The 13,619-nt window shown below is 60.7% G+C and carries 8 protein-coding genes; 1 reads left to right on the top strand and 7 read right to left on the bottom strand.

The window, feature by feature from the left end:
• Positions 1-38: 38 nt before the first annotated feature.
• From BOP96_RS09325 to aspA, 7 genes are all read right to left on the bottom strand, one after another.
• Positions 39-4,637: a dermonecrotic toxin domain-containing protein gene (locus tag BOP96_RS09325; protein WP_073452522.1), complete on the bottom strand. Its 4,599-nt coding sequence runs from the start codon at positions 4,635-4,637 to the stop codon at positions 39-41.
• Positions 4,638-4,776: 139 nt separating this feature from the next.
• Positions 4,777-5,868, bottom strand: coding sequence for a polyamine ABC transporter substrate-binding protein (locus BOP96_RS09320; protein ID WP_019818144.1), 1,092 nt, complete (start codon positions 5,866-5,868; stop codon positions 4,777-4,779).
• The gene (locus BOP96_RS09315; protein WP_073452520.1) at positions 5,865-6,899 is read right to left on the bottom strand and encodes a histone deacetylase family protein; all 1,035 of its coding nucleotides are present in this window, start codon (positions 6,897-6,899) and stop codon (positions 5,865-5,867) included. Before BOP96_RS09315 ends, BOP96_RS09320 begins: the two co-directional genes overlap by 4 nt.
• Positions 6,900-7,031: 132 nt before the next feature.
• Positions 7,032-8,024 (bottom strand): AraC family transcriptional regulator, encoded by a 993-nt coding sequence (locus tag BOP96_RS09310; RefSeq protein ID WP_014720537.1) that lies wholly within the window; start codon positions 8,022-8,024, stop codon positions 7,032-7,034.
• 50 nt (positions 8,025-8,074) lie between these two features.
• Positions 8,075-9,052, bottom strand: a complete 978-nt coding sequence (locus BOP96_RS09305) for an asparaginase (protein WP_073452518.1) — start codon at positions 9,050-9,052, stop codon at positions 8,075-8,077.
• A gap of 76 nt (positions 9,053-9,128) precedes the next feature.
• Positions 9,129-10,574: an alanine/glycine:cation symporter family protein gene (locus tag BOP96_RS09300; RefSeq protein WP_019818140.1), complete on the bottom strand. Its 1,446-nt coding sequence runs from the start codon at positions 10,572-10,574 to the stop codon at positions 9,129-9,131.
• Positions 10,575-10,966: 392 nt separating this feature from the next.
• The gene (gene aspA / locus BOP96_RS09295) at positions 10,967-12,391 is read right to left on the bottom strand and encodes an aspartate ammonia-lyase (protein WP_003195657.1); all 1,425 of its coding nucleotides are present in this window, start codon (positions 12,389-12,391) and stop codon (positions 10,967-10,969) included.
• Between the two features lie 181 nt (positions 12,392-12,572).
• Here aspA and BOP96_RS09290 point away from each other — a divergent pair, with 181 nt between their 5' ends.
• Positions 12,573-13,481, top strand: a complete 909-nt coding sequence (locus BOP96_RS09290; RefSeq protein ID WP_014720521.1) for a LysR substrate-binding domain-containing protein — start codon at positions 12,573-12,575, stop codon at positions 13,479-13,481.
• The last annotated feature ends 138 nt before the right edge of the window (positions 13,482-13,619 follow it).

Raw genomic sequence — 13,619 nt, 5'->3', positions numbered from 1 at the left:
ATGAGTCGAGGGCGCGAACGCCCCCGCCTCAGGGGGAGTCATTTCACCGTGAAAAACAACCGCCGGGCCTGGTCTAGATTGATGTCACTGAGATACACCGCGGTTTTCTGCTTCTCGCCAAGGCCGTTGAGGGTGTCGGACTCCGCGCCACGGGCGTGCTCCTGCGGGGTTTTCAGGCGCGCGCGCAGGAATGCCTTGGCGGGCACCCAGTCGGTTGAGTAATGAAAGTGGGCATACCACAGCACGCTATGGTCTTCGCGGTTGTGGATGGTGTACTCGTCCAGATAGTCCTTCTCCGGGCCTTTGAGCCGTCGCCGCGTGACGGTTTTCTTGATGACGACCTCTTGGTTTCTCAGCAGCCATTCCAGAGCATGCACGGTGGGTGGATGCTTTTTGAACAACAACGACTTGTAGCGTGAAGCCTCCTTGTAGAGGGCTTGGGCCGCCTCGTTGAGCTTTCTGTCCACAAGCGCAGCCGAGTCCTTGTGGCTCTCGGTTGCGTTGCCTTGGGTGAGGGCCTCTTTAATATTCGAAGACGCCTGTTCCAGCGCCAATGCGTGCTGGTGAAACAACGTTTCTATGCCGATGGCCGTGCGCTCCGGCTTGGCCGCTTGTTCGGCGGTCCGCTGCTTGAAAGTCTCCAGTGCGTCCAACAGGTCCTGTGCCTGTTTGATGCGGGTGGCAACGTCCACGACAACACTGGGTTGTGTTTCGGCGGGCGTTACGCGCTGTACCCAGACGCCTGCGGGCTTTTCGTGGAAGGTCGCCATGATGTCCTGAGTCAGTGGAGATCTGATATCTACCAGACCGGTTTCCTCGCCTGTTGCTGACAGGCGTGGGTCACCGACCAGCACACCGTTGTAACGCGTATAAATGACTTTTTTCCTGGCTTTAGGCGGGGTCGGCGGCGGAGTTGGCCGGTTTCTGATGGCGTCCCGGTCACTGTGCAGCAGCTCCAGGTGGCCAACGGTTTCGTTGTAGAAGCTGCGGATTTTTTCACGCAGGCGCGTAAGGGGGGTGGTCAGTGCAACGTTGGTAAATTCCGCTGGAAAGTCCTGCAGGCGTTCATCAAGGACATTGAACTGTTCGACCAGGCTGCCCACGGTTTCGATGCGTTCGTCCAGACGCGACTCGCTGCGTTCGAACAGGGTTTCACGCAAGGTCTGAATCGACAGATTGGCGCTGTCGACAATACGGTCGATGGCGTTCCAGGCATCCGGAGCCGTGGTCATGCTGTTTTCGTCCACGCACAGATTGCGCGCCAGGGTCACTTGCAGGAACCTGAGGTCGCGGGCCGTGTAAATCGGCAAGCTTTTGCGGTGTTGGCAGATAGCCTTGAAGCCGGATCGCCCCATCGTTCTAAGTTGAGCGAACCGCGACTCTGTGTAGTTCAGGCGTGCGATCATGTCCTGGCTCATCTCGGTCAAGGTTTGGGCGTCCTCGATATGACGCTCCTCGGGATGGCTGGCCTGGCGCTCAATCTGGTCCAGCACGGTTTTAAGCTTCGGTGTGAACGTGACTTGAGCTTCGCGTATACCGGTTTCCGTCAGGTCCAACTGGGCGCCGACGTAGCGCACGACTTGCTCTTGATAATTCGCAGTCGGGGCAAACACATTCAAGACCTTGAGTTGTTGCAGCGCCGTTTCGTAGTTATTTCGCTGGGCCTCAAGCTTTTGCAGGTAGATCTCACGGCGGGCATCGGCCGAAGTGCTGGCCTGGGGGTCCTCCATCTCAGCGCGGGCCGCCTGTATCTCCAATTGCGTGGCGCTCTTGTCTCGCTCAAATTCTGACAATCGCCGCTGGGCTTCCACTGTCTTGACGTCCGCTTCGGATTTGGACCTTTGCTGTTGTTTTTTCGGGCCGCCGCCGCGCAGACGCAGACGCGTGTCGATGAACCATTGGCCCTGGGCGTTGTGAATCAACGTCGGGCCTGTGCGCTCCGGTTGCTTGGGGTCGATGATGACCACTGTTTCATCGTCATCGGTGTTCACCTCAAACCAGCGCTCCCCCACGGGGGCGTAGTAGCGCTGTGCATGCCGGAATAGGTGCTGGTGCTGGCCTGCCGCGCTTTCAGCGGGGCCCAGGCCGTCGGGCTTATTGATTTTGAAGCTGTCGAGCAGGGTGGCAAGTTCGCCAGGGGCGCGCTTGATTGCGCCACTGATGTGCAAGTGAGGTGAATGTTTGGACGCCAACGCCTGGGTCAGGGACGGCTGTTGTTTGACGGTGACGTCCGTGGCGCTTGTCGGCTGCGGCAGGGTTGGCTGGGCCTTGCGTGGGTAGCCTGGACGGTGGCTGCGGCTGGCGACATGCAGGGTGATGGCCATGCCAAGGTTGAGCAGGACATCGGTGAGCGCCGACCACTCGGCTTGCTGCTCACCGTGCTCCTGGGCCTCGATAAAGTTCTGCAGTTGATCGACCACCTGCCAGATCCACACCGCCGTGCCCACGGTACGACCGAGAAAAGGCAGCACGGCGTTGAATATCAGCCAGCCGGCTTGCTTGAACGTGGCCCAACGGTTTTCGGCATTGGAAACCGATTGCCGATCCGACAGTTCGATCAAGGCATTGGCGTTGGCTTTGAACAGAGTGGAAAATCGGTCGCCGTTAAGCACTTGTTCACCCAGCGCCATGGGGCCGCTCATGGTCCATAGTTTGTCAGGCTCGATCAGGTAATCGGCCACCTGCCAAGGCGTAGGCAGTGCGCCGGGGAATACGTAATTGGCGTAGTCGTTACGCACCGCATCCGGTAGCCAGGCCAGTACCGACTCGCGCAGGGTGCTCGATTGCGAAATCCCATAGATCAGATTGGCCGGAGTCGGGAACTGCATCAGGGGTGGTGTGAACATCGGTCGATACAACAGGCATGGGCCGGCCGTCAGGTCCTCGGGGCCGATCACGTACATGTTGGCAACGGTGTCCAATGTCGCTTCCGCGCGCCGCAGGGGCCGAAACGCCAATGGCCTGAGCACAATGGTTTGCCCGTCAACCTGGCGGTCAGTGGCCTCGTCTTGTAACACCGCCGCCACATAGCGGTAGCCTCGCTCGTCAATGCCTTCTTGCTGGCGAATCTTGGCTTGCAAGGCCTGCATAGGCAGTTGGATACGCAGGTGCTGGCTATAGAGGGTTTTACGGCGTAATGACTCCTGCGGGTCGTCCAGCAGTTTTTGTTTGATCAACGCGGGATAGGCACTGCCGATATCGGCATCGGTGACCAAGTCTACAAAATAGCCTGAGGTCATCCATCCAGGCAGGCTGAACCCCTTATCGATCTCGACAGATCGATTGCCGGTCGGCAGCGCAATCAGGTTTTGCAAGGCCAGTTCTACCACGCTCAAAGAGGTGGTTTCGAACTGACCCGGCACCACGAAGGTGCCCCAGATGACCGGGCTTTTCACCGTCAGGCGGATTTTATCCAAGGGAACGTTGGCGCTGGCAGGATGATCCTTGATCATTTGCGCCTTGATCACCTTCAACGCGTAAGCCTCGATGGAGGGAACGTCGTCGAGGTAAGAGCGGCCGGCGTTCTGGTTGTGCAGGGCGGCGAGGTCCTTCAAGTGCCGGGCAAAGAAGTTCTGGTCGGCGACGGACGCCTTCGTCAGCCAGTCGGGCAACTGGTTCTGATACCAGGCAAGCCCTGGGCCCTTTTCAGGGGCAAGCGGGGCGATGGCTGGCGGCGTGCCGAGGACGACATCGGCGTTATGGGTCTGGCGCAGGTCCGAGAAGTCGATTGCACCCACGGCCTCGACCAGCACGGACACCATTGCGCAGGCCTGATGATCAAAAAAGTCGCCATCAGGCTCGAACAGCCGCCAATGAATTTCCTGGTTCGAAGCAGAGGCTGGCAGGTGCAACGACAATGAATTGCCCAGGTGCTCCAGCGAAGGAAATTTTTCATAGCCCTTGAGCAGTGAATACATGAGGATCGAACGCTGCCCTTCATGTTCGCCGAGCAGTACCGCGATCACCACTTCATTCTGGTGCGTCACGTGGTCAGCGTCGACGCGGTCGATATCGATCAGGCAGGCCTTGAGGTTGTAAGGGTCTTTGCCCTTCCTGTCGGCTTTATCGGGGTGGGTGAACAGGGTGCGCGCCATGGCGCACTCGGTGGCGCTCCAGTCGTCTGCGGTCTCGACATTCCAGACTGCCCGCAACATGCTCGACAACTCGTGCCAATGCGGGCCGCTGCCGTTGGTTTGATTCCAGTAGGCGACCAACTGTTGCTGGAAGGCCCGCAGCATGACAGGAGCCAGCAGGTTGAGGGTTTTGGCGATTTCACAGATACGCACGGGCAAGTGAACCGTCGGCTCGACGATCGGTTGCTGGGTGAGAAAGTGTTCGCCCTCGATGTACAGGGTCGGCACTGACAGAACTGCCTGTTGAGCGAGGATGTCGCTGAGTGCCTGATATTCCGTGGGCCCGGCGACAATCTCGTCGTCAATCAGTCGCCAGGTCGGCGTGCCGACCATGGCGATGTCCGGGTTGATATCCAGCGTCGGGTACTGTTCCCGAAGTGACTGGCGCAACAGAGCCGATGCGGTCTCCCTGAATGAAGGGCCGACATAGAGTTGGGTGAACAGCGCTGAGCGCTCATCCAGCCGTTTGGCGTTCGTGTGGTTATTTGCAGCGGGTGAGGTCATAGAGTGGCTTCCCTGTCTGACCGGTTGATGGAGATAGCCCGAGGTATAGGTTCGGAATTTCCATGCTAGGGCTCGGCCAGACAGGTAGGCGGTGCTTACATAGGCCTGCTGTTAAATGCACGTACGCTTGTACAGCGCTTCACCTCCCGGACTTAATCTTGGTCCAGGCCCTTGTCCTGGCGCGTTCGGCTTTGCTGTCCAGGGGTTTGAGGGTGTAGAGCGTGGTCATGGCCGTGTCGGTCGGGTACAGGTTGGGGTTGTTGCGTATGGCCGGATCGACCCGCTCGGTAGCGTCCTTGTTCGGGTTGGGATAACCGACAAAATCGCTGACCGGTGCGATGACGTCGGGTTGCAACAAATAGTTGATGAAGGTGTAGGCGTCGCCCGGGTTTTTAGCGCCCTTGGGAATGGCGAGCATGTCGAACCAGATCGGCGCGCCTTCCTTGGGCAAGCGCATGTCCACGGTCACGCCATTCTTGGCTTCCTTGGCGCGGTTGGCGGCTTGGGAAAAACTGCCGGAGTAGCCCACCGCCACGCAGATATCGCCGTTGGCGATGTCCGCCATGTATTTGGAGGAGTGAAAGTAGGTGATGTACGGACGGATCTTCATCAACAGCGCTTCGGCCTTGTCGTAGTCCTTGGGGTTGCTGCTGTTGGGGTCCAGGCCCAAGTGCTGCAACGCCAGGGGCAGGATCTCCGAGGGCGAGTCCAGCAGTGCGACGCCGCATTGCTTGAGCTTGCTGATGTTCTCTTCCTTGAAGATCAGGTCCCAGCTGTCCACGGGGGCGTTGTCGCCCAGGGCCGCCTTGACCTTGGCTGGGTTGAAGCCGATCAGGATGGTGCCGTACATGTAGGGCACGGCGTATTGATTGCCGGGGTCGTTGGCCTCGATCAGCTTCATCAGTTTGGGGTCAAGATGGTTCCAGTTCGGCAACTGGCTGCGGTCCAGGGGCTGGAACACACCGGCTTCGATCTGCTTGGCCAGGAACACGTTGGAGGGTACCACCACGTCATAGCCGGAGTTGCCGGTGAGCAGTTTGGCTTCCAGGGCTTCGTTGGTGTCGAAGATGTCGTACACCAGCTTGATCGACGGGTGCTGGGCCTTGAAGTCTTCCAGCGCCTTGGGCGTGATGTAGTCGAACCAGTTGTAGACCTTCAGGGTTTTTTCTTCGGCCTGGGCTGCGCCGCTGACAACCACGGCGCACAGGGCGAGCGACTTGAGTATGTTCATTGGGCTGCTTCCTCGAAACCTTCCAGCACGTTGACGGCGTTGATGCCGATTTCCTCCACCGCGTAGCCGCCTTCCATCACGAACAGCGTGGGCTTGCCCAGGCGGGCAATGCGCGCGCCCATGGCCAGGTAGTCCGGGCTGTCGAGCTTGAACTGCGAGATAGGGTCGTCCTTGAACGTGTCCACGCCCAGGGACACCACGAGGATATCGGCGGCGTAGCGCTCGATCTCGGCGCAGGCCTGTTCCAGCGCCGCGCTCCAGGCCTGCCAGCCGGACCCGGCCGGCAACGGATAGTTGAAGTTGAAACCCACGCCGGCGCCCTCGCCATGCTCATCGGCGTAGCCAAGGAAGAACGGAAATTCTGCCTCCGGATGGCCGTGGATCGAAGTGAACAGCACGTCGCTGCGCGCGTAAAAAATCGACTGCGTGCCGTTACCGTGGTGGTAGTCCACGTCGAGGATCGCGACCTTTTTGCAGCCTTGATCAAGGAATGCCTGGGCCGCGATGGCCGCGTTGTTGAGGTAGCAATAACCGCCCATCACATCGCTGGCGGCGTGATGCCCCGGCGGGCGGCAAAGGGCGAAGGCACTGTGGGCGCCTTGGGCGATGGCGGCCTGCGCGGTAAGGGCCACTTGCGCCGCGCTGTAGGCCGCTTGCCAGGTGCCGGCGGTGATCGGCGCGCCACCATCGAAACTGTAATAGCCCAATTGGCCGTGCAGGCTGGTGGGAAGCACACGGCGCAACGTACGAGCGGGCCAGGTGTAGGGCAACAGGTCGCCGTCCTGGCCATACTCGGTCCAGCGTTGCCAGGCGCCTTTGAAGAAGTCGAGATAGTCGCGGCTGTGAATACGTTGCAGCGGCGCCAGGCCGAAGTCCTGAGGGGCCTGCACGGGGCCCAGTTCACGGTCCTTGACCCGTTGCAGCACGTGATCGGCACGCGAGGGCATTTCGAAGCAGGGCATCAGTTGCCCGTCCATCAGTTCACAGCGGCCATGGTGCAGGTGGTGATCGTCCGAGTAGATCGTCAGCATTTGTTGTTCTCCGCAGGCTGTATTCGTGAGTGCAGTCTTGCGGCGCACGCGCTTTATGAGAACGACAGGAGCGGCCAAAAGGAGATAAATATGGCCAAAGTGTGTGTCCGCAATTCGCCCCTTATTGGCGCGTCATGCTCGAAATTGGCTCGGCGTGACGCCGCTCCAGCGCACGAACGCATGCCTGAAGCTCGCCGTTTCGCTGAACCCCAGCGTCTCGGCAATCCGGTGGATCGGCCACAGGTCGTTAGCCAACAACTGTTTGGCGCGTTCGAAGCGCAGCTCATCGAGCAGTTCCTGATAGCTGCAACCCAGGTTGTGCAGGTGCCGGCGCAGGGTGCGCGCCGAACAGTTCATCTGCTGGGCCAGGCCATCGAGCCCAGGTGCGGCGTGCAATTGTGCAGCCAGCAACTGGCGGATTCGCCCCAGCCAGGCCTCGCGCCCGGTGAATTCGGTGTTCTGTTTGCGACAACGTTCGACCATGGCCTGGTGGGTGACCGCGTCGGCCAGGGGCAAAGGTTGGGCGAGCCAGCGTTTATCAAAGGCGAACGCGTTGGCTATAGCCTGAAACTGGAGCGGGCAGTCGAAGCTCTCGGCGTAGCGGGCCTGATAATCCGGCGCCTCGTGCTCGAACCGAGCGCCCAACAACGGCAGGGGATGGCCGAGCAGGTCGTCGCAAATGACCTTCAGTGATCCCAGGCACAGCTCGACATTGAAGGCAGTCAGTGCCGGGTTTTCGCGGTAGTCGCCGGCCGTGAACCAGATGCGTTCGCCGTCTTCGTCCAGGCTCAGTTCAAAGAGTGTTCCCAACAGCGCCGGATACCGCAGGGCCAGGCGCAAAGCGTCACCGAAAGTGGCACTGGTGAGCAGGGCATAGCCCAGTAGGCCGTACGAGGAAACATGCATACGCCGCCCAACGATCAAGCCGATATCACGCTGATGGGCCACGGCATTGGCGCACACTTGCATCTCCTGATGTGTGGCGATACGCGTGTCGGCGCGGCTCAAATCCGCCGCACAGATGCCGCTGCCGGCCAGCAATGCTTCATGGGGCAAGCCTTCGGCCTCGAAGGTACGCAGCACCAGGGACACGGCATTGAGGGTGGTGAGGTGGGAATGCAGCATGGGAACTTCCAGCCAGGGGATGGCTGGAAGTGGAGCAAGTTACATGCCGGTCAGCTCAGCTCGCCGCACAGGTCCAACTCCACCAGGCGGCGGATTTCTTCGCTGTCCAGCCCCGCGCCGATCAAGGCGTTGAGCTTGCCGAAGGCTGCTTCTCGGGTCATGCCGCCGCCGGACAGTACACCCACGCTGCGCAGGCGGCTGCCGGCTTCGTAGACATCCAGTTCCACGCCGCCTTCATGGCATTGGGTGATTGCAACCACTACCACCTCTTGATCCTGCGCACGTTGCAGGCTGGCGAGGAAGGCCGGATTGTCACTTGGCCCGGTGCCGCTGCCGAAGCATTCGAGTACCAATGCCTGGATGCCGCTGTCGATCAATGCATCCAGTTGCGCGGCAGCAATGCCCGGAACGAGCGGCAGGACGCCAACGTTGGCCGGGGCCTTGTCGTTGCGGTAGGCCAGCGCGGCGGGAAGCCTGTCTGCCAGGGCGACACCGCCGTTGCGCTGCAGTGCGGCAAACGGGTTGCGCCCAAAACTGCGAATCTTCGCGCAGCGAGTCGGCGCCATCAGCGCGCCGTGGAAGTACAGGTGCACACCCGGCTTCAGGCCTTCGCCCAAGGCCGTCAACGCACCGCTGACGTTTTCCCAGGCATCGCTGTCGGGCACACCGGCCGGCAGCATCGAACCGGTGAACACCACCGGCGCCGGGAGGCCCAGCAGCTGGAAGCTCATGGCCGCTGCGCTGTAGGCCAGGGTGTCGGTGCCGTGCAGGATCAGTACGGCATCGCAGCCGGCGTCTACCGCCTCGACCACGGCGCTGCGCAGGCGTTGCCAGTAGGCGGGGTTCATGTTGGCGCTGTCGATCAGTGGTGACATTTCCCGGAAGCGCCACGCGGGCAGGTCTGCGTCGGCAAACTGTTCTCGCATACGCACTTCAAAACCAGACGCGGGCGCCAGGCCATTGGCGCTGGCCTGCATGCCGATGGTGCCGCCGGTGTAGAGCACCATGACGTTGTTAGCTGATTGCATCGAAAATCTCCTGAACGAAAAACGCCGCCGGGCCCAGAGCATGCCCAAGGCCGGGCGGCGTGTCATCTAGCCGTGATTAACGTTGCGCTTGAGCGCTCAGTTCAGCTGCCGGAGCCGCCTCGGTTTTCACCGGGTTGGCTGGCCATGCCTTGCGGTCCAGGTCCAGGTCGGGGAACTGGCTGGAGTCGAACACCGGGGTCTTGATGCCCGCTGCGCGCTGGTTGTCGTAGTCATTGAGGATGCGCATGGCAATCTTGAACAGGAACGCCAGGGCAAACAGGTTGACGAACGCGAGCATGGTCATGGTGATGTCGGCGAAGGCGAACACGGTGCTCAGGTTCTCGATCGAGCCCCAGAAAATCAGCACCAGCACCAAGGCGCGATAGCCCATCAGCACCTTGCGGTTATTGCCGACCAGAAAGCGCAGGTTGCTCTCGCCCAGGTAGTAGTTGTACATGATCGAGGTGAACACGAACAACGCCAGGGCCACCGAGATGAACATGCGGCCCCAGTCACCCACCACCGCCGCCAGGGAGTTCTGGGTCAGGGCAATGCCGTCGCCTTCAAAGCCTGGGGTGTAGAAACCCGACAGCAGGATCAGCAACGCAGTACAGGTGCAGATCACGAAGGTGTCGAGGAACACGCTGAACGCTTGCACCACGCCTTGGGCGATAGGGTGTTCTACCGACGCCACTGCCGCCACGTTAGGCGCACTGCCCAAGCCTGCTTCGTTGGCGAACACGCCGCGTTTTACACCCATGATGATCGCGCTGCCCACCAGGCCACCGAAGGCTTGGTCGAGGCCGAACGCGCTCTTGACGATGGTCGCGAGCATGGCCGGTACGTGGTCGAATTGCAGCACGATCACGTACAGGGTCACGGCGATGTACACCAGAGTCTTGACCGGTACCAGCAGGTCGGCAATCGAGGCAATACGCTTGATCCCGCCAATGAACACCAGGCCCAGCAACACCGCCAGCGCCAGGCCGGTGTAGGTGGTGTCGAGGCCAAACGCGTTATTCAACGAGTGTGTTACAGCGTGGGCTTGCAGGCCATTGAAGGCAAAGCCGAAGGTCACCAGCAGCAGGAACGCCATGACCATCCCCAGCCAGCGTTTCTGCAGGCCGTGCTGGATGTAATACGCCGGGCCGCCACGGTAGGTGCCTTCAGCGTCGGTGCGCTTGTACAACTGGCCGAGGGAGCACTCGATAAAGCTCGAAGACATGCCCACCAGCGCGGTGACCCACATCCAGAACACGGCACCCGGGCCACCCAACGTCACGGCAATGCCGACTCCGGCGATGTTACCGGCACCCACTCGGCCGGCCAGGCTGAGCATCAGCGCCTGGAACGAGCTGAGTTGGCCGGCGCTGCTCTTGAGGCTGTCTTTAAACACCGAGAACATGTGGAAAAAGTGACGCAACTGCACGAAACGCGAGCGGATCGTGAAATAACCGCCGAGCCCGACTATGAGCACGATCAGTACTTTCCCTGAGAGGAAGTCGTTGATGACTTCGAGCATGGAGTGTTCCTCGCTGATTTTTCTAATGGCAAACGCAGGACGGTCCGACGCATCGCTCGGCACCAGGCAGTGCACGACGCTCGATCCCCATCCTTTTGCGGGTGTTGTTATTCATGCGCTTTCGCGTGGTTCCCGGGCCTCGTTACCGACAGCCGCAGACGCGAAGAGGGGCGGCACTATACCTAGGCGAGCGTGATCCGTCTGCACGGGGCGATTAAAGGTTTCAGCGCGGTCGCGCAAGGCGAGGAAGGTTTGCGGTGCGATATTAGATTTTTTATGGGCGTCATGGAGCAACCTCAAGGCAAAAAAAAGGGCCTGAAGAACGAGCCTTCAGGCCCTCAAAAGGTGAGAGGTGTCTAGTCCCTCAACCTGGTGAGCGGTGCAACAAACGCTTAGGCCTTCAGCGGGACCAAACGTGGGGCAATCATGTTTTCCGGGCGCAGGATGTCGTCGAGCATGGCGTCGTCGAGCAAGCCTTCTTCACGCACCAGTTCCAGCACGCCGCGCCCGCTTTCCAGAGCGATACGCGCAATGCGGGTGGCGTTTTCATAGCCGATGTACGGGTTCAGCGCGGTGACCAGGCCGATGGAATGCTCCACCAGTTCGCGGCAGCGCGCTTCGTTGGCGGTGATGCCGACGATGCAGTGCTCGCGCAGCATGTCCATGGCGCGTTGCAGCAGGCGGATCGAGTCGAAGATCTTGAAGGCGATCAGCGGCTCCATCACGTTCAACTGCAGTTGGCCGCCTTCGGCTGCCATGGTCAGGGCCAGGTCGTTACCGATGACCTGGAACGCTACCTGGTTGACCGCTTCCGGGATTACCGGGTTGACCTTGCCGGGCATGATCGAGCTGCCTGGCTGGCGAGCCGGCAGGTTGATCTCGTTGATGCCGGTGCGTGGGCCGCTGGACAGCAGGCGCAAGTCGTTGCAGATCTTCGACAGCTTCACGGCGGTACGCTTGAGCATGCCGGAGAACAGTACAAAGGCGCCCATGTCGGAGGTGGCTTCGATCAAGTCGGCCGCCGGTACCAGCGGCTGGCCGCTGATGGTGGCCAGGCGTTGTACGGCCAGGGCCTGGTAGCGTGGGTCGGCGTTGATGCCGGTACCGATGGCGGTGCCGCCCAGGTTCACTTCGGTCAGCAGCTCCGGTGCCAGGGTTTTCAGGCGGGCCAGGTCTTCACCCAAAGTAGTGGCGAAGGCGCGGAATTCCTGGCCGAGGGTCATCGGCACGGCGTCTTGCAACTGGGTGCGGCCCATTTTCAGCACATGGCTGAACTCGGCGCCTTTGGCGGCGAACGCCTGGATCAGGCTGTCGAGGCTGGCCAGCAGCGCGTCATGGCCCAACAGCAGACCCAGGCGGATCGCGGTCGGGTAGGCGTCGTTGGTCGACTGCGCCATGTTCACGTCGTTGTTGGGGTGCAGGTACTGGTATTCGCCTTTCTGGTGACCCATGGCCTCCAGCGCGATGTTGGCGATGACTTCGTTGGCATTCATGTTGGTTGAAGTGCCGGCGCCGCCTTGAATCATGTCCACCACGAACTCTTCGTGGAAATCGCCGCGGATCAGACGCGCACAGGCTTCGCTGATGGCAGCGTGCTTGGCTTCGCTGAGCTGGCCCAACTCGCGGTTGGCGTCAGCGGCCGCTTGCTTGACCATTGCCAGACCGACCACCAATTTCGGGTAATGCGAAATCGGAACGCCCGAGAGGCGGAAGTTATTCACCGCTCGCAGGGTCTGGATGCCGTAATACGCTTGAGCCGGTACTTCGAGTACGCCAAGCAGGTCTTTTTCGGTACGGAATGATGCAGCAGAGGACATGACGGAAATCATCTCAATATGGACCCGGAACTGGCCGGAACGCTGCGAATGCTAGGCTTGTAGAACTTTTTGGGCCAATGCTGTTAAACACTGGCCTATGCACAAACGGCATAATGTGGATGTGACCCGGTTATCTTGGCGGGCGTGTGTGCCAAAATGGTGCATTCCGTGGGAGGCAGTGATGAACCTTGAGAGCAAGTGGTTGGAAGACTTCAGCGCCCTGGCGGCGACGCGTAGTTTTTCCCAGGCGGCTGAGCGGCGCTTTGTCACCCAGCCGGCGTTCAGTCGGCGTATCCGCAGCCTGGAAGCCGCGTTGGGGCTGACGTTGGTCAACCGTTCACGCACGCCGGTGGAACTGACAGCGGCCGGGCAGTTGTTTCTGGTGACGGCGCGCACCGTGGTCGAACAGCTCGGTGAAGTACTGCGCCATTTGCATCACCTGGAAGGCGGGCAGGGCGAAGTCATGCAAGTGGCGGCCGCCCACTCCCTGGCCTTGGGGTTCTTCCCGCGCTGGATCGCGCAGTTGCGCAACGAGGGCTTGAATATCGCCACGCGGCTGGTGGCCACCAACGTCGGCGACGCCGTGCACGCCCTGCGCGAAGGCGGTTGCGACTTGATGCTGGCGTTCTACGACCCGGACGCGGCGATGCAAATGGACGCCGAAATTTTCCCGTCGCTGCACCTGGGCAACACCGAAATGCTCCCGGTGTGCGCCGCCGATGCCGACGGCAAGCCGCTGTTCGACCTGGAAGGCGAGGGCAGCGTGCCACTGCTGGCCTACAGCGCCGGCGCGTTCCTTGGCCGCTCGGTGAATTTGCTGCTGCGCCAGAGGGCTCTGCGCTTTACCACCATCTATGAAACCGCCATGGCCGACAGCCTCAAGAGCATGGCGCTCGAAGGCTTGGGAATCGCCTGGGTACCGCAGTTGAGCGTACGTGCAGAGTTGGCGCGCGGCGAACTGGTGGTGTGTGGCGGGCCGCAATGGCACGTGCCGCTGGAGATTCGTCTGTATCGCTGCGCGTTGGTGCGCAAGGCGAATGTGCGGTTGTTGTGGAGGAAGCTTGAAGGTGGGGCGGCGCAAAGCGCTTGAGCCCAGCGCAGAACACATGTGGGAGCTGGCTTGCCTGCGATAGCGGTGTGTCAGCCAACCTATTTTGCGCTGATCCACTGCTATCGCAGGCAAGCCAGCTCCCACAGGATTTCGTGGTGTTTTCGCTGACTCTTAAGT

This window comes from Pseudomonas sp. FSL W5-0203, assembly GCF_001896155.1.
GTDB lineage: Bacteria > Pseudomonadota > Gammaproteobacteria > Pseudomonadales > Pseudomonadaceae > Aquipseudomonas > Aquipseudomonas paracarnis.
This window is presented reverse-complemented; position numbering and strand designations above follow the sequence as displayed.